Origin of the sequence: Paraburkholderia hospita, from assembly GCF_002902965.1 — a bacterium.
Lineage (GTDB): Bacteria > Pseudomonadota > Gammaproteobacteria > Burkholderiales > Burkholderiaceae > Paraburkholderia > Paraburkholderia hospita.
In genome coordinates, this window is record NZ_CP026107.1 from 2046830 (window position 1) to 2071891 (window position 25062).

The following is a 25062-nucleotide window of genomic DNA, read 5'->3' on the forward strand; positions in this document are numbered from 1 at the left end:
TGTTGCCTCAATTCACTGCGCGCGCCGGCCACCCGGCGACCACGGGATGGTCGCACGATATCTTGCCTACATCGCATGCGCCACCAGGTGAACCCAGCGCACTGACAGGGACATCGAAGAACTCCCGGTTGACGCAGGTGAATCGAACCTCTGCCTGCGGAACCTCGTCTTCGTGATAGATGGCCTCCGTCGGACACACCGACACACACACACCGCAACTGATGCATTCATCGGGATGAATGTACAGCGTGCGCTCGCCTTCGTAGATGCAGTCGACGGGACAGCATTGCACACAGGCGCCGTCCTTGACGTCGATGCATGGCGACGTGATGACGTAAGCCATTAGCGTCCGCTCCAGCGGGGTTTGCGTTTCTCCTGGAAGGCGCGCACGCCTTCGTGAGCATCCTCGGATTGCAACGCAGAGACGAGTGCAGGTAGCCGCAGGGCCTGAGCCTCCGCCGCTGAAAGCGTCGACGTCCGCCGCACCACCTGCTTGATCGCCTGAAGCGAAAGCGGCGCACACGCGAGCAACGCCTCGACCCAGCGCTCGATGGCCGCATCCAGTTCCACACGTGGCACGACTTCGTTGACCAGCCCCATGTCGAGCGCTTCGCGTGCGGACACCCGGCGCCCCGTCAACAGCATCGCCATGGCCTGCCGGTATGGGATCTGACGTTGCAGCAGCGTCATGCCCCCATCGAGAGGCATGCGTCCGACAAGCGCCTCGGGCAAGCCGAAGCTGGCCTCTTCGCATGCGACTACGAGATCGCATCCGAGTACCATTTCAAACCCGCCACCGAGTGCATAGCCGTTCACGCGGGCAATCACTGGCACATTCAACGTTTCGCGCAGCGCGATGCCGCCAAATCCACCCGGACGCGGCGCGGCCCAGTATTCGAGTCCACTCATCGACGGGTTCTTGAGATCGGCCCCCACACAGAACGCGCGGTCACCCTCGCCCGTCAGCACGACGACGCGTATATCCCGGTTGTGCTCCAGTTCGTTCCAGACACGCTGGAGTTCGCTCTCGGTTTCCAGGTCCACGGCATTGAGCGCCTCCGGGCGAGCCAACGTCACAGTGGCAACATGTTGCTCGATTACCAGTCTTACGCTCATGCGACCTCCGGCGCGACCGTCCCGCGCAACTGATTGAGAATCTCGTTGGTATGCTGCCCGAGCCTTGGCGGAGCGCGCCGCAATCCGACAGGCGCTCGCGACAGCTCGATTGGACTGCCGATGAAACGCACCGGCTGGCCTTCGCCTTCTCCTTCGATGATCAGACGGTTGTGCAGTGTCTGCGGGTCAACCAGGGCTTCTCGCAGGTCGCGCACGGGGGCGCAGAGGAGATCCTGCTCTTCCAGTCGCTCGAGCCAGAAGTCTCGCGTGTTGCTTGCGAAGCGCTCGCGGAAAATCCTTTGCAACTCGTCCTTATGGCGGAACTGCTCGTTCAGATTGCAAAAGCGTGGATCGATGGACAGGTCGTCGATCTGCAGCGCCGCACAGATATCGCGAAGCGGGTTCGGCTTGAATGCGCCGACAAGGACGAGCGCTCCATCCTGGGTATCGAATACACCCGAAAGCGGCATGGCTGCCCAGTTCACTTCAGAGTCGGCCATCATGATCATTGCCGCCTCCTGCATCTGTATCGCGAGCATCGAGTTGTACAGCGATACGTTGACCTTCTGTCCTTCCCCAGTCCGCTCGCGATGCAGCAACGCGAGCAGGATGCCCTGCACCATGTGCATGCCCGCGGAATAATCAGCAAGCGCGGTCGGGTACACCGTGATTGGCAGCGACTCATCCGCGCGGCGCGCCATCACACCGCTCATCGCCTGCGCGAGCACGTCCTGCCCTCCCTTGTGCGCATACGGTCCCGTTTCGCCGAAGCCAGTCCCCACGGCATAAATGATGCGGGGGTTAAGGCTCCGGCATGCCTCGTAACCGATGCCCATCCGATCCATCACACCTGCGCGAAAGTTGCTGACGACTACGTCCGCGTCGGCGATCAGCTGCTTCAATGCCGCCATCTGCCCGGCATCGCGCAAATCGAGTTCGAGGCTGCGCTTGTTGCGGTTGAGGCTGCAGAAGATCGGGTTGTCGGCGCCCGCGACGGGCTCGAAGGTCGAGCGGCTCAGATCACCCGCGCCGATGCGCTCGACCTTGATGACGTCCGCGCCATAGTCGGCCAGCATCTGCGTGCAGACAGGGCCCATCATGACCTGCGTCAAGTCGATAATGCGAACGCCGTGAAGCGGCAAATCCTGCGTGAATGCGTTGTTATTGCTGGTCATGCTGCTGCCCTCGCGTCGATGTGAACGGCAAGCGGCGGAATGTCCGCGTTGCGGCCAGTCTGGTCGCCCGGGTCCGCCCCTTGGGCGCGCAGCGTCTTCTGCAGAGCGCCCACGTCGACATTGCGAACGGACACACCCGCGCTGAGCGCAAGCGCTGCCGCAACGCCCGCGGCTTCGCCCATCGCCATGCAGGGGGGAATTTCACGCGACATCTTTTGCGCCTGCGACGTCGCCGAATAGTGACGGCCTGCGACGAGCAGATTGTCGATCTGCTTCGGCAGCAACACGCGGTATGGCATGTAATAGTCGCGTCCGCGAGCGATGCTGTCCTCGAAGCGCGTGCGCTGCGCGAGATCCTCCTTGCTCATCACATACTCGCCTTCGAGCAGGCGAGTCTGACGCACGCCCGTTTGCGGTGCGACATCGATCACATAGCAGTTTTCGAAACCCGGCAGCTTTTCGCGCACGAAATCGACCACGGCATGGATATGCTTGCGGCCCTGCATCTCGGCGCGCGTCAGATCCTCGGGGTTGAGGCCATCGAGTCCCGCCATGTGCGGGCAGTTGCACCACACGACGCCCGGCAATGGCGTCTTGAGCCACCAGTAGCCCCACGAGCCGCCGAGAATGCGCTTGATCTGGCGGTCGAGCAGCGCGAACGCCTCTGGCTCTTCGGCCTCGAAACGTTCTGCCGCATCCGTGTCGACACCACCGAGACGAAATACCGTCGTCGTGATGTAGGTGCCGCCGACATGCGGCACACCCGCCGAGGCGGCAACATCCAGGTCGCCCGTCGCGTCGATCACGACATCGGCGAGAATCGCTTCCCGTCCGCTTTTCGTATCGCAGATCACGCCCTTCACCTGGCCGTCCTCGATCAGGGTTTGCGAAAACCACGAGTGCAACCGAAGTTTGATACCGAGCTCTTCCACCATTTCGAGCGCGACACGCTTCATCGCGTCCGGATCGAAAGCCGCCGCGAAGCACACGGGATGCGGCGTCTTCTGGCTGTGAAAATCAAATGTGCCCCAACGTCCCCACTGGCGATAAGCAGCGGGATCTTCGCCCCATTCATGCGAACGCGGAAACACGGCAAGCTTGCGCGCCGCCATACGTTCGATGAATGTCATGCACGTGCCGCGCACAGAGATTTCATGAAGGTGGTTGTCCCACATGTCGTCGAGTACCAGCACCATGCCACCCGATGCGAGGCCGCCAAGATGGTTGTAACGCTCAAGAAGAATGACTTCCGCTCCATTTCGCGCCGCACCGATCGCCGCCGACAGGCCTGCGGGACCACCCCCGACTACGACGACATTCGCCTTCGCGGCCACGCGCACATCGCGAGCGGGTTCCTGGATCAATTCGCTGATCATGTTCATTTCGTCTCCTATCAGAATTGCTTGTCGCTCAGCTCAATGCGTGCTCTCGGGTTGCCATTTGATGAGGCAGCGTTCGAGTGCCGCGATGACCAGAAAAAATGCGCCTGCCAAGATGGCGCTCATGATGATTGCCGTGTACAGCAGCGCGGAATCGAAGTTATAGGTCGCCTGGATAATCATCGCGCCGATGCCCTGTGTCGCTCCGATCCATTCGCCCACCACAGCGCCGATCACAGACATCGACGCAGCGATGCGCAGCGCGGAGAAGAGATACGGCAGCGATGAGAAGACCCGAAGCTTGAAGAAGATCTCGCGCTTGCTGGCCGAGAGAATCTGCATCAACTCCATGGCCTGCGGATTGACCGCATTGAGTCCGCGAACCATGTTCACCAGCGTCGGAAAGAAGCAGACGATGGCGGCAATCGTGATTTTCGGTTCGAGGCCGTTGCCCATGATCAGCACGAGAATGGGTGCCTTGGCGACGACGGGGATCGAATTGATCATCACGGCGACCGGGTAGAAGATGTCGCGCAACGTCTTGTTGTGCACAAAGACGGTTGCCAGCAGGATCGCCGCGAGGTTCCCCAGCAGAAAGCCCAGCGATGCCTCGATGGCTGTCGGCAGCAGGTTCTGAATCAGCACATCGTGCTTGCTGACGAAGGTCTCCAGCACGAGCATCGGCGACGGTGCAATGAACGGCTTGACATGAAAGCCTGCAACCACCGCCCACCAGGTGAAGAGAAGACCTGCAACGCCGATTGCCGGCAACATGCGCGCGCGCCACATTTGCTGGCGCCGGCGTGCGGCCCAGGCGAGTGCTTCGTCGTCGGCGGTCGGCGAAGACATATTCAGGTGGATTTCAGACGTAGCCATCAGCAGGTCTCCAGTACACGTCGCAGATACGCGGCGAGTTCGACGAATTCACGGGTCTCGCGGATATCGAGCGTGCGGTTTTCAGGCAGGTTGACGGGCACGATCTCCTTCACCCGGCCGGGGTTGGCAGCCAGCATCAATACGCGCTGACCGAGAAACGCCGCTTCGTAGATGCTGTGCGTGACGAACAGCGTCGTGAGTCCCATCTCTTTCCAGACCCGGCGCAGTTCTTCATTGAGGCGATCACGGGTGATTTCGTCGAGCGCGCCGAATGGCTCATCCATCAACAGCACCTTTGGATCGCTGACCAGCGCGCGGGCGATGGCGACCCGCTGGCGCATGCCGCCCGACATCTCATGGGGATACGCGTCCTCGCGCCCCTTGAGTCCGACCAGTTCCAGCAGTTCGCGGGGTGTGGCGCGGCCAGCGCGATTCTTTCCGTTCGCCACTTGCAGCGGCAGTTGCACGTTCTGCAGAGCCGTGCGCCAAGGCAGGAGCGCCGCGTCCTGAAACACGAAACCGATATCACGTCGCTCCCGCGCGACATTGGGCGGCGAGCCGAGCACGCTGATCTCGCCCCGGCTTGGCTTGACCAGATCGGCGACGACACGCAGGAACGTCGACTTGCCACAACCGGAAGGCCCCAGAAGCGTCAGGAATTCACCTACCGCAACGTCCAGACTCAGACCTTCGATCGCAGTGACACTGCGCCGGTCGGTGAAGAAGCGGACATTGATATTCCGGCAGCTGATTGACAAGGCGCCGGCGCTCGGCGCCGCAATGGGCGAGTTTGCCCGCTCCGCGCGCGGCGGATTGAAGGTGGCAGCTTGCATGGGTTACACCAGAAGTCGTGAGGAACGGGTAGCGTTGAGCACGTCCATCGTCATGACGTCCTCTACCTTGGGTTGATGCGCCCTGAACTGGCCGAGCTGTCCGTATGTCGAGATCTGTTCTTCCCAGACCTTCGGATCCATCGCTCCCCAGCCTTGAGTCTGCGTTGTCTGGTTGAAGGCGTAGCCCATCAATGAATCGATCGCGATGCGCTCATCCGCATGATTCAGATTCGGGTATTCCTTGATGAGCAAGTCGACGGCCTGATCGCGGTGGGTGTTCGCATAGATCCAGCCGCGTGCCGTTGCGCGCATGAAGCGGCTGACCGTATCGGGATGGTCTTTCAGCGTCGCCGTCGTCGTGTAGTACGGCAATGCATAGAGGCGCACACCCGTGTCCCACAGCCGTAGATCGACGCGGTCCGCACCAAGCGGCTTGAGCGCGGTGGTATTGGTCTGCCAGCCGGTGACGGCATCTACCTGCCCGCTCAGAAGCGGCATCATGTCGGCGCCGATCGGCACGATGTTGACCTGGTTTTCGGGAATCTTGTTCTTGGTCAGCAACGCCTTGAGCAGTACCATTCCCGTCGCCTGAATGCCAATGCGCTTGCCGATCATGTCGTGCGGCGTGCGAATCGGGTTTTTCTTCAACGAGAAGAATGTGTACGGATGCTGCTGCAGTCCGGCGGCGATGCATTTGATCGGCAGCCCTTCCGAGACGGCCAGCATGATCGATGGGCTCGATGAAATTTCGCCCGTCTCGAAGCGCCCCGAGGCGACGATCGCGACGCCATCGATATTGGGGCCACCTGGTTGAATCTGGAAATCGATGCCTTCCTGCTGGTAAAAACCCAGTCTCTTCGCGACCACTTCACCAACCTGATTGCCGCCCGGGACCCATCCCAACTGCATATTGACGGTCGATTTCTCACCCGCTAGGGCGCGCACCGAAAGCAGTGCGCCTGTCGCCGCCATGCCGCCCGCCGCGAGCGTCATCCGCAGCATACGTCTGCGCCCCGCATTCTCGACTACTGACATGTTTCACTCCTCCGATGGTCCTGGATTCAAGGGGGAACCGGTCTGTTGCTTTCCGAGTGCTGCCGGCTAAGTGCATTCTCAGCAGCCGAAAGTGTCCCCGCTAGCATCAATTTTGAAGACGAGTGATGCCGATTTTAGCTCACCCCATCGTAATGCACCGATATGGTGCAATATCGCGACTGCGCACCTGCCGCGCACGTAGCACGACCACCCGCTCTGAAAATTCGCTCACTGCTGGTCAAATTCAGTGCTAGCCGACGCGATTTTTGTTCCGCAAGAATCGGTCGCTAGTGAGGCAGGCAAGAGACAGCCTTGCTCATGCAATGCGGTGTCAGATTCATCATGCCGGCACATCAAGGTCCCGTCATGCAGACCATCCAATTCGTTTTCCTAAATTAATCGAGCTGTACTTCAAACAATCAGCCAGCACTCAAGGAAATCATGATTCGACGCGCTATCGTAATTGCGGCAACCGCTCTCGCCTGTCAGACGGCATTCGCCCAAAGCAGCGTAACGCTCTACGGTTTGATCTCAAGCGGAATCGTGTATGCGAACAATCAGAAGGGAGCCGACAAACAGGGGCATTCGACCTGGCAGTTCGCAAGCGGACCGATGCAGACGCCGCGTTGGGGCATGAGAGGGGTCGAAGACCTTGGTGGGGGACTCAAGACTATCTTTACGCTGGAAGGCGGCTACAGCGTCGGCAATGGCGCCCTGTCGCAAGGCGGGCGGTTGTTTGGCCGGCAAGCCTTCGTAGGCCTGTCATCGAACAATCTGGGCACGGTCACGATCGGCCGCCAGTATGACGAGGCCGTCACGCTGTGCATTTTTTCGTCGGCCTGCCAGTTTGCGGCATATGGCGCGCATATCGGCGACAGCGACAACGTGTTCGATACTTTCCGCATCAACAATGCTGTGCAGTACAAGAGCGTCGATTACGGCGGACTCCAGTTCGAAGGACTCTACGGTTTTTCGAACAAGGCCGGGGATTTCTCGGACAACAACGCCATCAGCGCAGCTGCTCAATATCACAGGGGACCGTTCTCCCTGGGAGTGGCCTACCTTCAGGTCAAAATGCCTAATGACCCCGCCAATCCCAACGGCGCGGTGGTCGGGGACTATGGCTTCACTTCACCTTTTATTACCAACCCTGCGACCAACGCAGGCGTGAGCAAACAGAGAATGTTCGGCACAGGTGGCGCCTACGCATTTGGAAATGCAAACCTGTCTCTGCTCTATACGAATGCGCGCTTCGAATATCTCGACCAATCCAGACTGACGCTGCAGAACTTCGAAGTCTCATTGACCGATTATGTTCTGCCGGACCTGATGCTCGGGGCGGCATACGTCTTCACTACGGGACAATACCGTCCCCAGGAAACAAGTCCGAAATGGCATCAGGTCAACACCGGCGCGGTGTACTTCCTGAGCAAACGGACGGATGTGTTTCTGGTTGGCATTTATCAGAAAGCCGCAGGTGATGCACAATTCGCCCAGATCTATACGCTTTCGCCATCGACCACTAAAACACAAGTCTCGGCCGTAATAGGTCTACGGCATCGTTGGTAAAAGGAATCTCGCAACAAACTATCCAGGAGCGCGCCTGTGATCCGCGAGTGTTTCTTCCAGCGCCCGGAGGGATACGCTGAGTCATCGCAAGTCGTTGGTTTCCCTTTCGTATTCGTTGGAATTCGCAGCGAGACGCTCGCGGCTGCTGTCCGGCGCAGGTATGCAACAAAGCCTTCACCCGTCGGCGCGGCCTAGCGAACCACCGTTAGTGAGCGATCTGTGCGCAAGCCCCGCAGAAACGAAGCAATATCGAACCCATACGACTCGAGCAGCCGGTACAGCGTGACGCGCGAAATGCCGAGATCACGCGCAGCGTCCGCGACTCTGCCGCGATGACGCAGCAAGGCCCTTTCAACTGCCTGTTGCTCGGCGCGGCGCCGCACCTGGTCGAGCGACATCGTGCGCGCATCGACATGGTGCGCAAGGCCAAGGTCGCTCGCCGTGATGACAGAGTTGTCGAACAGTACAACCGCACGCCACACGCGATTTCTCAATTCGCGGACGTTGCCGGGCCAGTCGTGCGCACGCAGAGCCCGAATCGCGTCTTCGGAAAAGCCGCGAATCCGGCGGCGCGAATCCACGCGCAACTGGTCAAGCAGATGCCGCGCGAGGAGTTCGACGTCCGCACCTCGTGCGCGCAGCGGCGGCTCTTCGATCTGGAGCACACTCAGCCGATGATAGAGATCCTCGCGAAACCGTCCTTCGCGCGCCGCGCGCTCCAGATCGACGTTCGTCGCACAGACGATTCTCACATCCACATCGATCGAGCACACGCCTCCCAGTCGTTCGATGCTGTGCTCCTGCAGAAAACGCAGTAGCGTCACCTGGCTTTCCATCGGCAGGTCGGCAATTTCGTCGAGAAAAACCGTACCGCCGTTCGCCGACTCAATGCGCCCCGTCTTCCGCTCATTCGCCCCCGTGAACGCGCCACGCTCATAGCCGAAGAGTTCCGAAGTAACGAGATGCACAGGGATCGCGCCACAGTTGATCGCGACAAACGGCCCATGGTGTCGATCCGAGTGCCGGTGAATGGCGAATGCAGTCAGTTCCTTGCCCGTACCCGACTCCCCCTGGATAAGAACGGGTGCGTTGCACATCGCGACCTTGCGCATCGTGCGAAATAGCTGGAGCATCGCATCGCACGAGCCGATCATGTCACCATCGACAACGGTCAACGATTCAGCCGTCGTGGTTCCGCCCAGTGAGCACATGCCGCGCGCGTGACCCACGGCATGTCCGAGTTCGACGGCCGTCGTCGGTAGCGTGATGTAGCTGATGCAGTGACTACGGACAACAGAACGAATGGTGGTGTCTTCCAGTTGCCCGTGCTGGAGCGCCGCGACCCAGCCTACGTCGCGCGTCGCCAGCACCTCCGTGAGCGGCTCCATGTCGCGCGGAAACTTCATCGACGCAATATCGAGCAATCCACCTGCGCCCGAAGCAGGCCGTGTCCGATGCTTCGTCCGCGCACTAATGTCGATCCGGTCGATCGCCCATCCCTTTGTCGGCAGCAGCGCATCCGGCAGCGCGCGGTTCACGCGGCAAACGTGATAGAGCTTCCTCGTCACAGAGTCCATACGAAGCCTCTCTGTTTGATTCTGATTCGAAAGAAAAGCTGATCGCCCTGACAAGGAAGCGAAATTGCACCGTAATGGAAGTGTCGGCGAGTACAGCTTAAGAACGCCTTAAGATCTGTTTTCTATTCAGATGACGACGGCTCTTTTGTGCATCAATCATTCGCCATGTGTGCGGTAAACCTCATAAGCTGCAGTGAACATCCAGGTAATGAGAATCAATGGCACAACCTTGACGTTGGACCTGCAATGATGAAGATGCAAACAAGGGGATTTCAATCGGCTTGATGCCGATCGTCAATGCGATGCACCGAACGGACGAGGCGTGTAGTGCGTCAATCCGTCGTTCATCGGATCGAATGGCGCGCCTGCTGTACCCGGTCTCGCTGGCTTCGCAGGGGTATCGCTGTTGGAGTAGGTGCGCTGCATCGGCGGCAAATAGAAGAACTGCCAGCCTGCGTAGGTCTGCTGTCCTTCGAAGTCTTCGAACTGCCGGGGAAAGTTGGCACGCTTGATCGGCGCATCAGTCGAATTGCTGTGCAAGCCCGCCATCCGGCCCGCCTGATACATATAGACCCAATCGTTCTGCCCGGTGATGGGATCGGCATACGCGCGCCGCAGATGATGCAGCGGCTCGGGAACACGCGTGTCGTTGAGCAGTTCGTCGACGGAAGCGGGCAGCGTGCGCCCAGCTCGGTAGTAGCGCAATATCGCGAGCCGGTACTGGTTCCCGACGAACAGCAGTTGCTGCTCGTTTTCCCGTTTGCGTTGCAGCGACCAGACATCGAGCGCGCCCATCAGCGCGACGGAGAGCAGCATCAACGCGATTAGCAACGTCAACATCACGAGACCGCGATCACGCGCGACATGCCCGACATGCGCAGTCGCGCGGCGGCCACACGCTGCGCCGAACCTCATTTGCCCGCTCCCGCGTCACCCGAAGCCGTGCCCTGCGGGCTGCTGGCAGGCACGATATCGTAGACACCCGGCTTCGTGTCATCCGGCGACGCGACGACCGCCCATTTGTCGTCACCGTTGACGGGATCGACGGGAATCGTGCGCAGATAGTGTCGCGTCACAAGCTCGTCGAGCGTATCAGGATAGGCGGCGTTGTCACCGTAGTACTTGTCGATCGCATCGCGCATTACAGCGAGATTCTGCGCACGCACCTGTTCCTTGCCGCGATCGATGCTGTGCATGTAACTCGGCAGCGCGATGGTCAGCAACAGCCCGATGATCGCCATCACGACCACCAGTTCGATCAGCGTGAAGCCGGTATCGCGCCGGCGCGTATCGATGTGTTTCATGGTCGCGCTCACCACTGTCGATAGGGAATGCCATTGATACCGACGCGATCCGACTTCGACGTAACGTCGAATACGTCCTTGCCCACGTTGCCGCGTTCCGAAGCATCACTGCCGTCGGCATGCGCGGGCGGGTCGCCGAACGCGCGCAGGCTCCAGGTATCTTCGGGCGGTGTATCGGCGTCGCCTGCGAAGAACGGGTCGCGCGGCACGCGGCGCAGGAACATCAGCAGGCCGCCCTTCGGGTCCTTTACGTTCTTCACGCCGTCCACCAGCACCGCTAGCGAAGGCGGATAGCCGGAAGCTTCCGCTTCCCGCTCGATAAGACCGGCGTCGCTCGCTTCCTTGTAGCCGTCGAGGGCGGTACGAATCTCGCGCAATGCGCCGCTCAGTTGCTGTTCCTTTTCGCGCTGCACGATCAGTTGCGAAAACGGCACGACAGCAAGCGCCAGAATGCCGACGAGCGCAAGCGTGATCACGAGTTCGACCAGCGTGAAGCCACGCAGCCTCGCACGGCGCGCGATACTGCAACGGTCTGGACGCACAAGGCGAGACATCGTTCAGTACCCGCCGTTCTGGATCGGACGCAGCGGGTTGTCGCTTGGCATGTCGCCTGGCGGCATCACGAGATTCGACGGAGGCGCGGTCGGCGCTGACAGCGCGGGTGCGGGCGGAGGCGGAGGCGCCATCTGTGCACCGGGTGCTGCGGACGGCGCCTGTGGCGCGCTGCCGTTGCCGTTCTCGCCGTTCGACTGCGCCTCGGCGGCACCTTGATCGGCAGGCGGCGTGGCGCCGTTAGCGGGCGGCGCGGGCAAGGTCGAATAGCGGCCGCCGTACGGTTGCTGCGGCGGCGCCGTGCGTGGCACCGGAGGCAACTGGCCGAACGCGCTCGCGGGCGGCTGGGTTGTTGGCCGGCCCTGCGTGCTGCTGTGCGGCGTGGCGGCCGCACCGCCCGTCGTGCCGCCGCCCACGCTGCCGGGCGTACGGACGACGGGACGCGGTACCGTCGGTTCCAGTTCCGCGACGACCGGGTCGAGCCGCAGCTGCTCCGAGTGCACGTTGACGTCCGTGCCCGACCAGACTTCCTGCGTATCTGCGTCAGCGGCGATCTGCGGGCGCACGATATGCGGTGTGATCTGCAGCACGATCTCAGTCTTCACGTGGTCGCCGTTGTGATTGGAGAAGAGCCGTCCGAGCACGGGCAACTGGCCGAGGCCCGGCACCTTGTCGGCCGTCGTTCTGTCAAAATCGGAAATCAGGCCGCCGAGAATCTGCGTTTCGCCGTCGCGCAAACGCAGGCTCGTCGACGCGTTGCGTGTGCCGATCTGATAAGCGAGCGTCGTCAGCCCTGCCTGCGAACTGTCGCTCTGGATAACCTTGGTGATGTTGCTTACTTCCAGGTTCAGCTTGATGCCGACATCGCCGTCCCGATAGACCTGCGGCTCGACTTCGAGCTTGATGCCGACGTCGAGGTACTGGACCATCTGCGTATAGGACGGTCCACTCGTGCTCGGCGTGCTCGAACTCGAAATCACGGGCACCTTGTCGCCGATCAGGATGCGCGCCTTTTCCTTGTTGCGCGCGCGAATGCGCGGACTGGCGAGCAGGTTGGCATCGGTGTCGCTCAGCTTGAAATTGGCCGTCGCGGACAGGCCGCTCACATTGAGCGCATTGATAGGCAGATGGTGCAACTCGCCCCAGGTATTGGCCGTGGCGGGTGTCGACATGGTGAACGTGTTCGGCCATTCGATGCCAAGGTCGGTCATGCGATCGTGCGAGACTTCCAGCACCTGCACTTCCATCATCACTTCGGGCTCGGGAATGTCCTGCGCAGCGATCATTTCCTCGGCCACGCGGATCGTATCGGGCGTGCCGCGTATCGTGACGGTGTTCGACCGTTCGTCGACCACCACTTCCTTCAGCTTCAGCAGGCTCTTCAGCAAGCCCTGAATCTGCTTCGCATCGACATTCGACAACTGGAACGTGCGCACCTTCAGTTCCTGATACTCCAGTTCCTTCGCCGGCGTCGCCGGATAGATGAAGAGCGTATTCGCGTTCAGTTGCTTCTTGTCGAGCTGGCTCTGCATCAGGATCATGTCGACGGTGTCCTGCAGCGTCGCGTTCGTGACGAAGATGGTCGTCTTCAGGTCGGCGCGCACGTCACGATCGAAAATCACGTTGAGACCCGTCGTTTTCGACAGCGCTTCGAACACCATCCGCACGTTGGCATCGCGAAACTGAAGCGTGACGGGCGTCCGCATGATGGACGACGCGGTGATCTTTTCCTCCTTCAGCGCGCGCTGCTGATTACGTTTGTCCTGGATATTCCTGAGCATCTGCTGCGCCATCGGATTGGTCGGGTTCTGCGCCAGCACCCGATGCACGCGCTCTTCCGCGAGCGCATACGAGCCGCGCTGCATCATGCGGTCCGCTTCCTGCAAACTCGTGAGGTCGCGCCGGTCACGGTCGAGCGCGGCGCCGATCTTGCGGCCGCGCTCGCTCGTCGGGTCGATCTGGTAGGCCTGGCCAAGCGCCTGGACCGCGAGGTCATACTGGTAGCTCCCGCGGTACGCGTCCGCATCGTCGAGCAACGCATTCACGCGCGCGTCGCGATCGTGCAGATAGTCGATCTGCAATTGCGCGTTGGTGGGATCGTTCTGGCGCGTAGCGGGCGGTGTCACACAACCGCCCAACGCCAGCACGGCCAGTGCGATGCACGCAGCCTGGCGCTTCGTCAGCGGCACACGGGGCGAGCAATGCGTGAGGGGAGCGGAATGCGGTGGATAGCGCGTTGATGAGCCGCTGTCCCCGTTGCGGCTCCGATCGCGGCTGCATGCGGCTGTCATTTATGTTCCTTCGCTCATTTTCCTTCGCTTTGCATGGATATGACCTGCCTCTGGTTCAACGGCAGATACATCAGCACGATGTCGGCGTCGGAGATCGACTCGACGCGGTACTGTCCATCGACCACTTCTCCCTGAGACACGATCACCAACTGATCGCCACTGCTCAGGAAGACACGTGGCTTGAGCGTCGAGCCGTCCAGTTTTCCCAAGTACACATACGGCACGGGTGGCGCGGTCGGTGGTGGCGGAGGCTCGGGTGCAGCCTGTACCGGTGGGGGCGCAGGCGGCAGCCACGACGACGCGGCAAACGGGTTGTTGCGCGATTCGAGCGACATGGGCTTGCGTAATGCCGCGAGCTTTTCGTTCGAGGTCTTTTCGCTCACTGCCTGCGTTGCTTTTCCTGGCGATTTCGCGCGGTCGTGCTTTGCCGCGGAGCGAACCGAAGAAGCCGTCAACGCGACGTCGTGACGTGCGACACTCACAGCCGCCATCGCCGACGGTCCTTCCGGAGCGCGCCACGCCTTCACCGAAAGCGCGATCGTCGCGATCAGACAGATGCCCAGCATGGAGCGGCGAACGAGAACGGAACTCATGGCCGCGCCGTCCCGTATACGAGTTCGAACCGGACGCGTGCATCGAGCACGCTGCCGTCCACGGCGGGCCGTTCGACGTGAATCTCGCGCAACGCCGCGTTCGGCACGCTGTTGAGCACCGACGCAAGAAACCGGCGAATCGTGACGTACTGATCCTTGACGGGCAGCAGCATCTGATAGCGCACGTAACGTCCGCCTGGATCGGCAACGATGACGTATTCCGCTGAGCCGACTGCCAGATTGCTGTCGCGGGCGTGCGCGAGTATCGCAGCGATATCGTCCGCGCTATGCGCGAAACGCGGAAACAGATCGGGCAAGCTCGCGAGCACGGCGGTATCCGCGTACGAGCCCGCGTCGCGGGAAACGTCTGCTTTCTTCGCGGAGCGCGCAGGCCGAACCTCGTTCGACAGCGCGAGCGTGTCGCCTTGCATGCGTATCGCACTATCGGCCACGACGGCAGCAGCACACAGCAACGCGATGCCGGCGATCCCCGCTATGCCGAAGCGCCGCATCAATTCGAAACGCAAGGTCAGGCAGCGCTCGCGCAGAAACTCGACGTTCATGAGCGGCTCCACACGGCGGTAACCTGAAACCGGACGGGCGTGCCCGGAACATTGGCTTCGATCTCGTGATCGTTGAGCACGGCCTCCCGCAATAGCTTGCTCGATTGCAGATAGCGCAGATACGCGATCATCGCGTCGAAGTTCTTCGCCTCCGCCGTAATGCGAATCTGGCTCTGCACCGGATTCTGATCGATGCCGATCAGCGCGACATCATGGTCGGGATAGTCCTCGACGATCGACAACAGGTCTTGCCACGGCACCGTCAGTTCACTCAGCACCGCAAGACTCTGCTTTTCCGCATGCATCGCTGCAGGCGTTGGTTGCGCCCTGACGAGATGGGCTTTGGCGGACCCACGATGGCGCACTTCGTCCAGCCGTTCCTGCGCCTGCTGGTTGTCATCGAATGCCTGCCACAGCCGCACACCGCTCGCAAGCAGCGCGCAAATCGCGATGCACAGCATGATGAGTCCCGCTGGCGCGAGGTGCGACCGCCGGCGAGCGAAGTCGATGTCGAGTCGCTGGATCATTGCGCGTACTCCAGCAGATGGCGCGCAAAGCTCTCGCCCCCCTCAAGTTCATGACAGGCATTCGGCGGAGCCAGCGTAGTCACGCTCGCAAAGCGCGCTTGCAGCGCAGCGAGATCGATGGCAATGCCGGAGCCATAGAAGCCCAGCGCGCAATCCTCGTGTTTGAGCGTCGTACGTTCCGCGCAGCGCTCGAACGCCTGTTCCGCGAGTAGCGTGACTTTCGCGGGATCGCATGCGTCGCCCGCGAAAAGGCGCTGCACGTCATAACAGGCCCAGCCACCCGCTTCTATCAGCACAGCCTGGATCAGCGCGTCGGCGGCGAACACGACCATCGCGTTTGCGCGGGGCATTCTGTGCAGCGTCCGGTTGAGCATTTCAGGCAGGCACAGTTTCACCGCCAGCATGCGGGCGCCGGCCGACGCACCCGCTTCGCGCATGCCATCCACCAGCGCGCACGGCAACGCGCTGGCAAACATTGCACGTCCGCCACGCTGCACGCACGCGCGCACAACGATGGTCTCTCCATCGACGCCATACGTATCGATGAAATGCGCACGCGCGATCTCGTCGACTTCTCGCGCGCGCAACGTGCGGAAGTCGCCACGGAGTATCGCGTGGTTGCCCCAGAAGTCGTCGAGCACGATATGGGCGCCGCGCGTTCGGGAAGGCACGCTCGGCGCTTGCGCCGCAACGCTATCCGGCGCGGGCTCGAGCGCTGCGCGCAGTGCGTCGAAGACACCCGCTTGCGTGAACCATTGCGTTTCGGGCATCGGCACGCTGCGCGGCCCGGCGGGCGAAGTGGGCTTGCGCGCCGGCGTCCAGCGCGTCCAGCGCGGCCCCACGGCGACCTCGCGCGTGCCGATGCCGATGTTGATGTCCGCGCCGGGCGAATCAATCGACCATGGTGACACGGTTGATCTCCTCGAGGGTCGTCTCGCCCTGCCGCACGAGCTTGATCGCCGCACTTCGCAGCGTCTTCATGCCCTGCCGGAATGCGGCCGCCTTGATCTGCGTAAGCGGCGCGCGTTCGGACAGCAGTTGCCGCAGTTCGTCGTCCATGCGCAACGCTTCCGCGACGGCGCGCCGCCCGCGATAGCCGCTACCGCGGCAGGCTGCGCATCCCGCGCCGCGCCGGAACAGATAGCCGCCCGCCGTATCCGGATCGATGCCCGATCGCGCGAGCGCATCGGCGTCGACGGTATCTTCAGCGACACAGTCCGGGCAGCACTGGCGCAAGAGTCGTTGCGCGATCACACCGTTCAACGCCGACACGAAGCTGTAAGGGTCGACGTCCATGTTCGTAAAGCGGCCGATCACGTCGAATACATTGTTCGCGTGCACGGTCGTGAAGACCTGGTGGCCCGTCAATGCTGCCTGCACGGCAATCTGCGCCGTCTCCGGATCGCGGATTTCACCGACCATGATCTTGTCTGGATCATGGCGCAGGATCGAGCGAAGGCCGCGCGCGAATGTCAGCCCTTTTGCCTCGTTGACGGGAATCTGCAGAATGTCGCCCAGCTGATACTCGACCGGGTCTTCGATGGTCACGATCTTTTCTAGTCCGTCGTTGATCTCCGTGAGGATCGCGTAGAGCGTCGTCGTCTTGCCGCTGCCCGTCGGCCCCGTGACGAGGAGCATGCCGTACGGCATCGCGGCGACCGTGCGCATGAAACGCGTGTCTTCCTGCTGGAAACCGAGCGCTTCGAGCGTGAGTCCTCCCGACGCCTGCGACAGCTGATAGCGATCCAGAATGCGCAGCACCGCGTCTTCGCCGAACTGGTTCGGCATGATCGACACGCGAAAATCGATCTCGCGGCCCGCATAGACGGCCTTGAATCGGCCGTCCTGCGGCACGCGGCGCTCGGCGATGTCGAGTTCGGAAATGACTTTCACGCGCGACAGCACCTGATCCGCGACGTCGCGCCCTTCGACGCGCCCCACCACCGTCAGCACGCCATCGACGCGGCATTTGATCATCAGCCCATGCGCGCGGCATTCGAGGTGTATGTCGCTCGCCATCATTTTCAGGGCGTCGTAGATCGTCGAATTCAGCAGGCGCACGACAGCGCTGTCGTCGTTGCTGATGCCTTGCAGCGTCAGCGCAAGCGACGCGGGATCAGCGGCATGCTGGGTCGTCTGGTCGAACGCAAGCGAGTCCATCGCGCGCACGTCCTTCTCGCGCACCGCGAGCCACGCGGTCATGTCGCCGATACTCGCGAGCGCCCAGCGATACGGCACGGCAGGCCGCGCGCGCATGCGTTGCTCGATACTGCCGCGCGTGCGCCGGTCAAGCGGATCGGCGATCACGAACAACAGGCCGCGCCCCGCCGCGGAATCTTCGGCATCGCGAAAGCAGATGCACAGGCGGGTCGTCGCCTCGACGAACGGTACGACGTCGAAATCCGGTTGCAGCGCGTTCAGCCCATGCATCGTGATCGGCTGCATGTGACATTGCACAGCGAGTTGCGCGAGCACTTCGTCGGGGCTGACGGGCATTTGCGTAAGCAGATCTTCAAGCGCGCGCAGGCCCGAGCCATGACGCTCGGCGAGGCTGCGCAGCGCATCGCGCAGATCGACGCCGCCCGTTCCGCCGATGCCGTTCGCCATGCTCGCCGTGTCCATGACATCCTCGCCTGCTATTGAACGCTCGATGCGATTTCGAAGATCGGCATGTACATCAGCACGACAATGCCGCCGATCACGATGCCAATGAAGATCATCATCGCGGGCTCGATCAGCCGTGAGATCAGATCGATTGCGCGCGCCACCTGCGATTCCTGGAACGCCGCGATCCGATCGAGCACGGGGCCGAGACCGCCCGTCTTCTCCGCGACGGTCAATAGCCGATAGGTGATCGCATCAGCCAGCGACGCCTGCTGGAACGCGTCGGAAATCTTCGCGCCGTTGCGCACCTGATCGAGCGCACGCGCAAGCGATGCCTGATCGGAACGACCCACAAGCCCACGCGCAAGATCGAACGCACGGATGGCCGGGATGCCGCCGTCGACGAGCATCGCCGTGGTGCGGAAGAACTGCGATTGACGGAACACACGAAAGTATTCGCCGATGCCCGGCAACGCGAGCATGCGGTCGGCAATCCAGTCGCGCGCGGAAGGGCGGCGCAGCACGATCGACGCAGCGAACGCGAGCACGGCGAAGCCGATTGCGAGTTCCTTGCCATGCGCGTGAACCATGCTGCCCCACGCGATCAGCAGTTGAGAAAGAAGCGGTAGTTCGCGCCCGCTATGTTCGAGCAGCGTCGCGAAGCGCGGGACGACGAAGCCCAACAGAAAGAGCACGACTACCGCGCCAACCACCAGTAGCACCGTCGGATAGATCGCCGCGGACACCACCCGTCCCCGCAGTTCATGCAGCATCGCGCTGTTGCGCGAATAGCGCGTGAGACTGTCTGCGAGACCGCCCGTCTGCTCGCTCGCTTTCACACAGGCGACCAGCACGACGGGGAAAACGTCGCTGGCCTGTTCGAGCGCCGCCGACAACGACTGTCCTTCTTCGAGCCGCCGCAACAGCCCGCGATACACGGCGGCGGAACGTTCGCGACGCTCGTTGCTGGCGAGCGTGCGCAACGCATCGACCACACCGACGCCCGCCGAGAGCAGCGCCGCGAGTTCGCGCGCGAAGAGTTCGACATTGAACTTGCCGCGCGCGAGCGCGGGCGTGCGCAGGCGCAAACGCGCGCTGCCGCGCTCGCCGCGCACCGATACGACACGCAGCCCGCGCGCGCGGGCGAGAGACGCGGCCGCCGCCGTCGAATCGCTCTCGACGTGCACCGTCTGCACCGCCCCGTTCGTATCGAAGACCCGCAGCACATACTTCACGTCGCTTCTCCTCGCACCGTTCACCAGGACGTCACGTCCGAGTTCTCGCCCGAGCCGCCCGGCTGGCCGTCCTTGCCGTACGAATACAGGTCGTAGTCGGAGTGTTCGCCAGGCGCGCGATACTGATAGGGGCGGTCCCACGGATCGGGCGGCACGGCCTTCTGCAGATAGGGGCCGCTCCAGTGCGGCGCGTCTTGCGGCTTGGTCATCAGCGCCTGCAGGCCTTCTTCCGTGGTCGGATACGCGCCGACATCGAGCCGGAATTGATCGAGCGCCTTGCCGAGCGATTCGATCTGCGCGCGCGCGATCTTCGTGTTCGACTTGCCGATCTGGTCGAAATAGCGGGGAGCGACGAGACCCGCCAGCAATCCGATGATGACCATGACCACCAGCAGTTCGAGCAGCGTGAAACCCCGCTCGCGCGCAGCTTGCCGTGCATGTGTATCGACGGGTCTGCCGCATGTGGACATGGACAGGATGTCGCTCACGGTGTGGTCCTCCCTGTGGAATGCCGCGCGTGTCGCGCAGGCCGGACGCCTGTGTGCATTGTTGTTCAGGCCCGCATGCGCGCGAAGTAGGGAGACTCGTGCAAACAGATGGGTAAAGACCCTCCCGTTCTTTACCGTTCAAACGAAGTAGTTCAACCCATTGCCCGTGTCCTCGGGCAGCGCGAGCACGCCGAGATCGAGCGCCGCGTGCACGAGCCCTGTCGCATTCGATACGCCGAGCTTGCGCATCAGGCTGGCGCGATGTTTCTCGATGGTTTTGGGACTCAGGCGCAACTGCTCGCCCACTTCGCGATTGGTGCAGCCCTCGGCAACGAGACGCAGCACGACGCGCTCGCGGCAGGTCAGCGCGCTCCACATCTGCGCATGCTGCCCGTTCGAAGGCTGGCCGCGCGGCTCGCCCTGTCGCGCGCCATACTCGTCGAGCGTCGCATTGCGCTGGCCGAGCATGACCAGACGCATCGCCTCGACAAGCTCGTCGAACGCCGCGTCCTTGAGCACATAGCCATCGACACCTGCCGCCAGCGCCTCGCGCATATGCATATCGCTCGCGTGGATGGTCAGCGCGATGATCCTGATCTGCGGCGCTTGCCGCTTGATGTGCGCGATCGCTTCGACGCCGCTTCTGCCGGGCATCGACAGGTCCATCAGGATCAGGTCAGGCATCAGCGTCGCGGCGAGGCTGCACGCCTCGACGCCGTCGCCCGCCTCGCCCGCGACGCTGTAGTGCTGCAACGCGCGGACCATCGAGCACAGCCCCCCGCGCAGCAGCGGCTGGTCTTCGGCGATCAGCACCCGGTGGATCTTCTCCACGTTGACACCTCCGCGCGGCGCGTTCACGAACCGTTGCGGGCGACGATCTCGTGATAGGCGCTCAACAGTTCGTCGGGAGTCGCAAGGCCATCCAGGCGCAGCCACGGCTTGCCCGGCGCGGCGCGGAAGAACGCGACGGCCGTGTGGTTCATCTTGTCGCCGCGATAGACGTTGAACGCGCGCTGCGCGGCGACGCTCGCTTCCACCGTGCCCGTGTAGTACTGCCATTCCGGGCCCGCACCGAAGCGCTCAGCGTAGGCCTTGAGGCGTGCGGGCGTGTCCTCTTCGGGATCGATCGAGATCGACACCATATGCACGTTGTCGCGCTCGCTGCCGAGTTCCTCCTGCAATTGCTCGAAGGTCTGACTGACCATTGGGCAGATCGTCGTGCATGACGTGTAGATGAACGTCAACACTACGGGACGGCCGTCGTTCAGTTCGTCGACCAGCGAAACGGACTCGCCGTCGTCGCGCACCAGCGTGATGGGCGGCAACGCGTAGTCCACCGTGGTGCGTGTCGTGCCTGGCGCCATGTCGTGATGATGCGCGAGCATCTCGTGTTCGCCGGACATCGAGTGAAGCTTGTCTTTCGACTGTTCGTCGTGCGGGGGCATGGCGTCCGCGGGCGCGGCCGTGTCATGCGCGGCGGGCATCGGCATGTTGTCCATCGGCATATTGGCCGGCATCGCGGCGGCATCGTGCGCGGGCGCTTCTTCCGTCGCGACGTCTTTTTCTTCCGTGGCTTTTGCTGCTGCCTGTGCCGCTGCCGCTTCCTTCATCACGCGCTGCTTCGCCGTCATGCCTTGCAGCGCGGCACTGGTCGGCGCGTTGTCTTGCGCTGCGTTGTCTTGTGCTGCCTTTGCAGCCGTCTCCGCGATCGGGTCATCGCTTTTTGCCTCGTCCATGTTCATCGAGGCGTCGTGATGTTGCGCCGCCATCGCCGCATCGGCTGCGGGCGCCTGTTCGTCCTCGGCGCTCAATGCCGGTAGCGCCGTCAGTCCCGCGCCCGTCAGAATGAGCGCTCCGATTACGAGCCTGTGGGTGTTCATCGCGACCTCCTCTTCATGAAGCAACGGGCTGCGAACCAGGGCACGGCGCGCAATTCGCCCTTGCTCGACCAGTCTCGTCAATCGTCTGTGGGACGTCATTGGATGAAGCTCCCCAAAGCACAGTAGGGGATTTCCACCTGCGTAATACCCCGCGCCAGACGGTACGGGTCTTCCCCGTACGAAACGCAGCACGTGCCCCGTTGCCGCGCGCGCGGCGCGCGGCCTACAATCCCACAGCGGCTTCAGAGTTTTCGGGTCAACCAGACGGGAGCGCCCATGCATGCCACTACGTCGCCTGAACCGCCCGTCAAGCTGCGCGATCTGATCGACGCGATGCGCAAGCTGGGCAACGCCATGCGCGACACGCAGCAGACCGCGCACATCAGCGACGCGCGCGGCGCCGCGCTCGCCTTGACGACCGCCGAAGGCGCGATCGTCAGCATGAATCGCAGCGCCGCCGCGCTGCTCGGCTATGCGAGTGCCGATCTCGCCGGCAAGCGTCTCGCGGACCTCGCGCATGAAGAAGATTACGCGGCCGTCGAACAGCAGCTGCGCGACAGCGCAGACCACGTGTTCCGCACATTCGACGTCACGCTCACGGGCCGAACCGGCCATCGAATGCCATTGCATGTGTACCAGCAGACTTTTGCACCGAGCCAAGGCGGCGCGCTACTCCGGCTGATGTTGCTCGCCGAGCCACTCGCGTCGCTGGGAAGCGAGAAGTCCCAAAGCGCTCAGCCACCTGCCGACGACGCGCGCAAACCGGCAACCTGGCTCATGATGGGCCAGCAGCGCGAACGCGAGCGTCTTGCCGCCGAGCTTCACGACGGCATGGGTCAGGCGCTGACGTTGATCAAGCTGATGGTGGAAGACGCGCGCATGCGTTTGCGGCGCGGCCAGGCCGACGATGCTGCGCAACTGCTCGATGCAACCGTCCTGCAGATACGCGACACGATCGGCGAAATGCGGCAGATATGTGGAGAGCTGAGGCCGCTCGCGCTGGAGCGCCTCGGCCTGCCCGCCGCGTTGAGCGCACTCTGCCGGCGCGTCGGGCAAAGCATCGAAACGCTGCGAGTGATGTTTTCATGCGGCATCGAAGACGGCGAAATCCCCGACCATCTAAAGGCGGATATCTTTCGCGTGGTGCAGGAAGCACTCAATAACATCGTCAAGCATGCTGCTGCTTCGGAGATTCGCGTCGAGTTGCAGCGCAATGCATCGCATCTGCTGCTGACCATACGCGACAATGGAACTGGCTACGAGGCACGCCCACTTCGCACGGACGACGCCCGCTCGAACGGCCTGGGTCTGACGGGCATGCAGCATCGCGTCGAAACGCAAGGTGGCACGTTCGCCGTGAGTGCAATCCCGGACGACGGCACCGAAGTCTCGGCATACTGGCCTCTGTAGCGCCTCGCATGACATGCCGCGCGGCGCGCACGCATGCTCCGGCTAGCCCGCCGCCGTGCCGCTCATGTGCGGCAACGCGCCGTTCTCCGCTTCGCCCGCCGCGCCGTCAACCTGCGCGCCTGCAACGGGCAAGCGATACAGCCCGTCGTCCGTCTCCGGCTCCGCGCATTTCGACGCGAGTGAAGTCAGCAGGCCCATGCTGATCGCCGCAAGCACGAGTTCCGTCACGTTCTCGATCGCAAGCTTGTGCATCACGCTCGCGCGATACTTCTCGATCGTTTTCGGACTCAGGTTCAGATACTGGCCCACCTGCCGGTTGGTCCGCCCTTCCGCAATCAGCTTCAACACGCTGCGTTCGCGGGCCGTCAACAGGTCCCATGCTTTCTTCGGCGCCGCGATCTCGCGCCCCGTCACGAACGAATCGACCATGAAGCCATAGACGTCCGCGCTCAAATGCTTCTTGCCCTGCATGACAGTGCGCATCGCGAAAAGCAGTTCGTCGAACGACACATCCTTCAGCACGTAACCGTCGACACCCGCGCGCAACGCCTCGCGCACATATTCCTCGCTCTGATGCACGGTCAACGCGATGATGTGCACGAGCGGCGAGCGACGCTTGATCGCCGCCGTCGCGTCGATGCCGTTCATGCCGCGCATCGACAGATCCATCAGGATCAGGTCGGGTGCCAGCGACATGGCGAGCTGACACGCCTCCTTCCCGTCACGCGCCTCGCCCACTACTTCGTATTCGCTTTGCGCCGACAGCATCGAACGCAACCCGTTGCGCAGCAGGTCGTGGTCCTCTGCGATGATCACGCGATGTTTGATGTTCACGGCCGGCTCCTCGTGTCGTAAGTGTGCGTGCCATAACATGGCGAGCACAAAATTCTTCTTCTTTCGATTGTTACTTTCTCGAACATTACGTATATATTTCGTTATGCTAACGCATGGCGGCAAAACCCTGCCAGGCCTGCGCCCGGCTCAGAACGAGCAAGGAGCTTGCCATCCTCGCAAAACCTGTAGGCGTGCCTGACCATTTGAAAACTGTCAAAGATCGGTAATTTTTGCACGCAAAAATGTTTCATTCCTGATCGGTTTCTTTCCGTTTCACGCGCGCGTAATATTTCGGGAAAAGTCCCGTTCAGCAGTGAGATGCCAGTTATGCGGCAGTTTTCACCCACACGGCATGCTCCGCTTTGCGTTTCCTTCTTTGCGCGTGCCTGCGTGCCAAAACACCCGACGAATTCGCCCTTACCGCAGCCGCCTGACCTGTAACGTTTCTGTACAGTGGGTGAAAGCCCTCCGCATTCGCCTCAGAAAAAGGGGAGATCGCCCCATTGCCGCGTTCTGGACTGCGCACCACAATCAAAGCACGAGCGGAGATCCATCATGCGCGTGCACGCAGCGACCCGACGGGCACCTACAGCCTCCGCGCCATCTGTTCTGTCGGCCGTCGTGCTCGGTCTGGTTCTGGCCCAGTCCGCACACGCCGATATTTTCGGCAAGGTCGACAGCACGGGCGTAATCGTGCTGACCGATATGCCGGGCAAGACGGGCATGTCGGTGATCGTCGCGTCGCCGCCGTCACCAGGCCGCGCGAAACAACCCGTGCAATCGACGCATGCCGATGCCTCGCAATTCGAACCCGTGATCGTCGAGGCCAGCGAAACCTTCCATCTACAGCCCGAACTCTTGCGCGCGGTTATCGACGTCGAATCACGCTACAACCCCAACGCCGTCTCCGAAAAAGGGGCACTGGGCCTCATGCAACTCATGCCGGACACGGCGCGCCGCTTCTCCGATGGCGACATGTTCAATCCGCGCGACAACGTGCTTGCGGGCGCCCGCTATCTGCGCTTTTTGCTCGATCTATTCAAGGACGATATGGAGCTGGCGCTCGCCGCGTATAACGCCGGCGAGAATGCGGTGATACGCGCGGGCTACAGGATTCCGTCGTTTCCCGAAACGCGTTCGTATGTGCCGCGCGTGCTCGATAAATACCGGCGGTTGCTGCCTGCGAGCAGTTGAGTTAACCACTTCGATTAGCGCGCATTT

At 62.1% G+C, this 25062-nt stretch carries 25 protein-coding genes; 3 read left to right on the forward strand and 22 right to left on the reverse strand.

Features of this window, described 5'->3' with window-relative positions; genetic code table 11:
- Positions 1–7: 7 nt before the first annotated feature.
- Genes fdxA through C2L64_RS42610 form a run of 7 tightly spaced genes read right to left on the reverse strand, consistent with a single transcriptional unit; the run spans position 8 to position 6414 of the window.
- On the reverse strand, positions 8–343 hold the full coding sequence (gene fdxA, locus C2L64_RS42580) for a ferredoxin (protein ID WP_007736924.1): 336 nt from the start codon (positions 341–343) through the stop codon (positions 8–10).
- On the reverse strand, positions 343–1116 hold the full coding sequence (locus tag C2L64_RS42585) for an enoyl-CoA hydratase-related protein (protein ID WP_007736926.1): 774 nt from the start codon (positions 1114–1116) through the stop codon (positions 343–345). The genes fdxA and C2L64_RS42585 overlap by 1 nt, the downstream gene beginning before the upstream one ends.
- Positions 1113–2291, reverse strand: coding sequence for a CaiB/BaiF CoA transferase family protein (locus tag C2L64_RS42590; protein ID WP_009770152.1), 1179 nt, complete (start codon positions 2289–2291; stop codon positions 1113–1115). Before C2L64_RS42590 ends, C2L64_RS42585 begins: the two co-directional genes overlap by 4 nt.
- On the reverse strand, positions 2288–3673 hold the full coding sequence (locus C2L64_RS42595) for an FAD-dependent oxidoreductase (RefSeq protein ID WP_009770151.1): 1386 nt from the start codon (positions 3671–3673) through the stop codon (positions 2288–2290). Before C2L64_RS42595 ends, C2L64_RS42590 begins: the two co-directional genes overlap by 4 nt.
- 33 nt (positions 3674–3706) lie before the next feature.
- On the reverse strand, positions 3707–4546 hold the full coding sequence (locus C2L64_RS42600; RefSeq protein ID WP_009770150.1) for an ABC transporter permease: 840 nt from the start codon (positions 4544–4546) through the stop codon (positions 3707–3709).
- On the reverse strand, positions 4546–5379 hold the full coding sequence (locus tag C2L64_RS42605; RefSeq protein WP_090835127.1) for an ABC transporter ATP-binding protein: 834 nt from the start codon (positions 5377–5379) through the stop codon (positions 4546–4548). The genes C2L64_RS42600 and C2L64_RS42605 overlap by 1 nt, the downstream gene beginning before the upstream one ends.
- Positions 5380–5382: 3 nt before the next feature.
- Entirely contained in the window at positions 5383–6414 is a 1032-nt protein-coding gene (locus C2L64_RS42610; protein WP_039902115.1) for an ABC transporter substrate-binding protein, read from the reverse strand.
- Positions 6415–6855: 441 nt separating this feature from the next.
- Here C2L64_RS42610 and C2L64_RS42615 point away from each other — a divergent pair, with 441 nt between their 5' ends.
- Positions 6856–7983 carry a porin gene (locus tag C2L64_RS42615; RefSeq protein WP_009770148.1) on the forward strand — a complete coding sequence of 376 codons (1128 nt, stop codon included), beginning with the start codon at positions 6856–6858 and terminating at the stop codon, positions 7981–7983.
- Positions 7984–8174: 191 nt separating this feature from the next.
- Here the strand turns inward: C2L64_RS42615 and C2L64_RS42620 are convergent, their stop codons facing one another.
- From C2L64_RS42620 to C2L64_RS56415, 14 genes are all read right to left on the reverse strand, one after another.
- Complete coding sequence (locus C2L64_RS42620; RefSeq protein WP_009770147.1) at positions 8175–9560, reverse strand: sigma-54 dependent transcriptional regulator; 1386 nt, start codon at positions 9558–9560, stop codon at positions 8175–8177.
- A 294-nt stretch (positions 9561–9854) separates the two neighbouring features.
- Positions 9855–10475, reverse strand: coding sequence for a hypothetical protein (locus C2L64_RS42625; RefSeq protein ID WP_009770146.1), 621 nt, complete (start codon positions 10473–10475; stop codon positions 9855–9857).
- Positions 10472–10864, reverse strand: a complete 393-nt coding sequence (locus tag C2L64_RS42630; protein WP_009770145.1) for a type II secretion system protein — start codon at positions 10862–10864, stop codon at positions 10472–10474. Before C2L64_RS42630 ends, C2L64_RS42625 begins: the two co-directional genes overlap by 4 nt.
- A gap of 8 nt (positions 10865–10872) precedes the next feature.
- Complete coding sequence (locus C2L64_RS42635; protein ID WP_007736950.1) at positions 10873–11418, reverse strand: type II secretion system protein; 546 nt, start codon at positions 11416–11418, stop codon at positions 10873–10875.
- Between the two features lie 3 nt (positions 11419–11421).
- Positions 11422–13707 (reverse strand): secretin N-terminal domain-containing protein, encoded by a 2286-nt coding sequence (locus C2L64_RS42640; RefSeq protein WP_039902112.1) that lies wholly within the window; start codon positions 13705–13707, stop codon positions 11422–11424.
- Positions 13708–13721: 14 nt separating this feature from the next.
- A complete protein-coding gene (locus C2L64_RS42645; RefSeq protein WP_039902111.1) occupies positions 13722–14300 on the reverse strand; it encodes a hypothetical protein in 579 nt (192 codons plus the stop codon).
- Positions 14297–14863, reverse strand: a complete 567-nt coding sequence (locus tag C2L64_RS42650) for a hypothetical protein (RefSeq protein WP_009770141.1) — start codon at positions 14861–14863, stop codon at positions 14297–14299. The genes C2L64_RS42645 and C2L64_RS42650 overlap by 4 nt, the downstream gene beginning before the upstream one ends.
- Positions 14860–15390, reverse strand: a complete 531-nt coding sequence (locus C2L64_RS42655; RefSeq protein WP_009770140.1) for a membrane protein — start codon at positions 15388–15390, stop codon at positions 14860–14862. Before C2L64_RS42655 ends, C2L64_RS42650 begins: the two co-directional genes overlap by 4 nt.
- Complete coding sequence (locus C2L64_RS42660; protein ID WP_009770139.1) at positions 15387–16301, reverse strand: hypothetical protein; 915 nt, start codon at positions 16299–16301, stop codon at positions 15387–15389. Before C2L64_RS42660 ends, C2L64_RS42655 begins: the two co-directional genes overlap by 4 nt.
- Positions 16282–18012: a GspE/PulE family protein gene (locus C2L64_RS42665; protein ID WP_009770138.1), complete on the reverse strand. Its 1731-nt coding sequence runs from the start codon at positions 18010–18012 to the stop codon at positions 16282–16284. Before C2L64_RS42665 ends, C2L64_RS42660 begins: the two co-directional genes overlap by 20 nt.
- Before the next feature lie 14 nt (positions 18013–18026).
- A complete protein-coding gene (locus C2L64_RS42670) occupies positions 18027–19229 on the reverse strand; it encodes a type II secretion system F family protein (RefSeq protein ID WP_009770137.1) in 1203 nt (400 codons plus the stop codon).
- Positions 19230–19249: 20 nt separating this feature from the next.
- The gene (gspG, locus tag C2L64_RS42675) at positions 19250–19699 is read right to left on the reverse strand and encodes a type II secretion system major pseudopilin GspG (protein WP_176133773.1); all 450 of its coding nucleotides are present in this window, start codon (positions 19697–19699) and stop codon (positions 19250–19252) included.
- Positions 19700–19855: 156 nt separating this feature from the next.
- Entirely contained in the window at positions 19856–20548 is a 693-nt protein-coding gene (locus C2L64_RS42680; RefSeq protein ID WP_007736965.1) for a response regulator, read from the reverse strand.
- A gap of 23 nt (positions 20549–20571) precedes the next feature.
- Entirely contained in the window at positions 20572–21162 is a 591-nt protein-coding gene (locus C2L64_RS56415) for an SCO family protein (protein WP_407671928.1), read from the reverse strand.
- Positions 21163–21873: 711 nt separating this feature from the next.
- Here C2L64_RS56415 and C2L64_RS42690 point away from each other — a divergent pair.
- Positions 21874–23007, forward strand: coding sequence for a sensor histidine kinase (locus C2L64_RS42690; RefSeq protein ID WP_009770133.1), 1134 nt, complete (start codon positions 21874–21876; stop codon positions 23005–23007).
- 42 nt (positions 23008–23049) lie between these two features.
- Here the strand turns inward: C2L64_RS42690 and C2L64_RS42695 are convergent, their stop codons facing one another.
- Positions 23050–23841 (reverse strand): response regulator, encoded by a 792-nt coding sequence (locus tag C2L64_RS42695; RefSeq protein WP_007736971.1) that lies wholly within the window; start codon positions 23839–23841, stop codon positions 23050–23052.
- Positions 23842–24396: 555 nt separating this feature from the next.
- On the opposite strand from C2L64_RS42695, the gene C2L64_RS42700 reads away from it, so the two are divergent.
- Positions 24397–25035, forward strand: coding sequence for a lytic transglycosylase domain-containing protein (locus C2L64_RS42700; protein WP_009770132.1), 639 nt, complete (start codon positions 24397–24399; stop codon positions 25033–25035).
- The last annotated feature ends 27 nt before the right edge of the window (positions 25036–25062 follow it).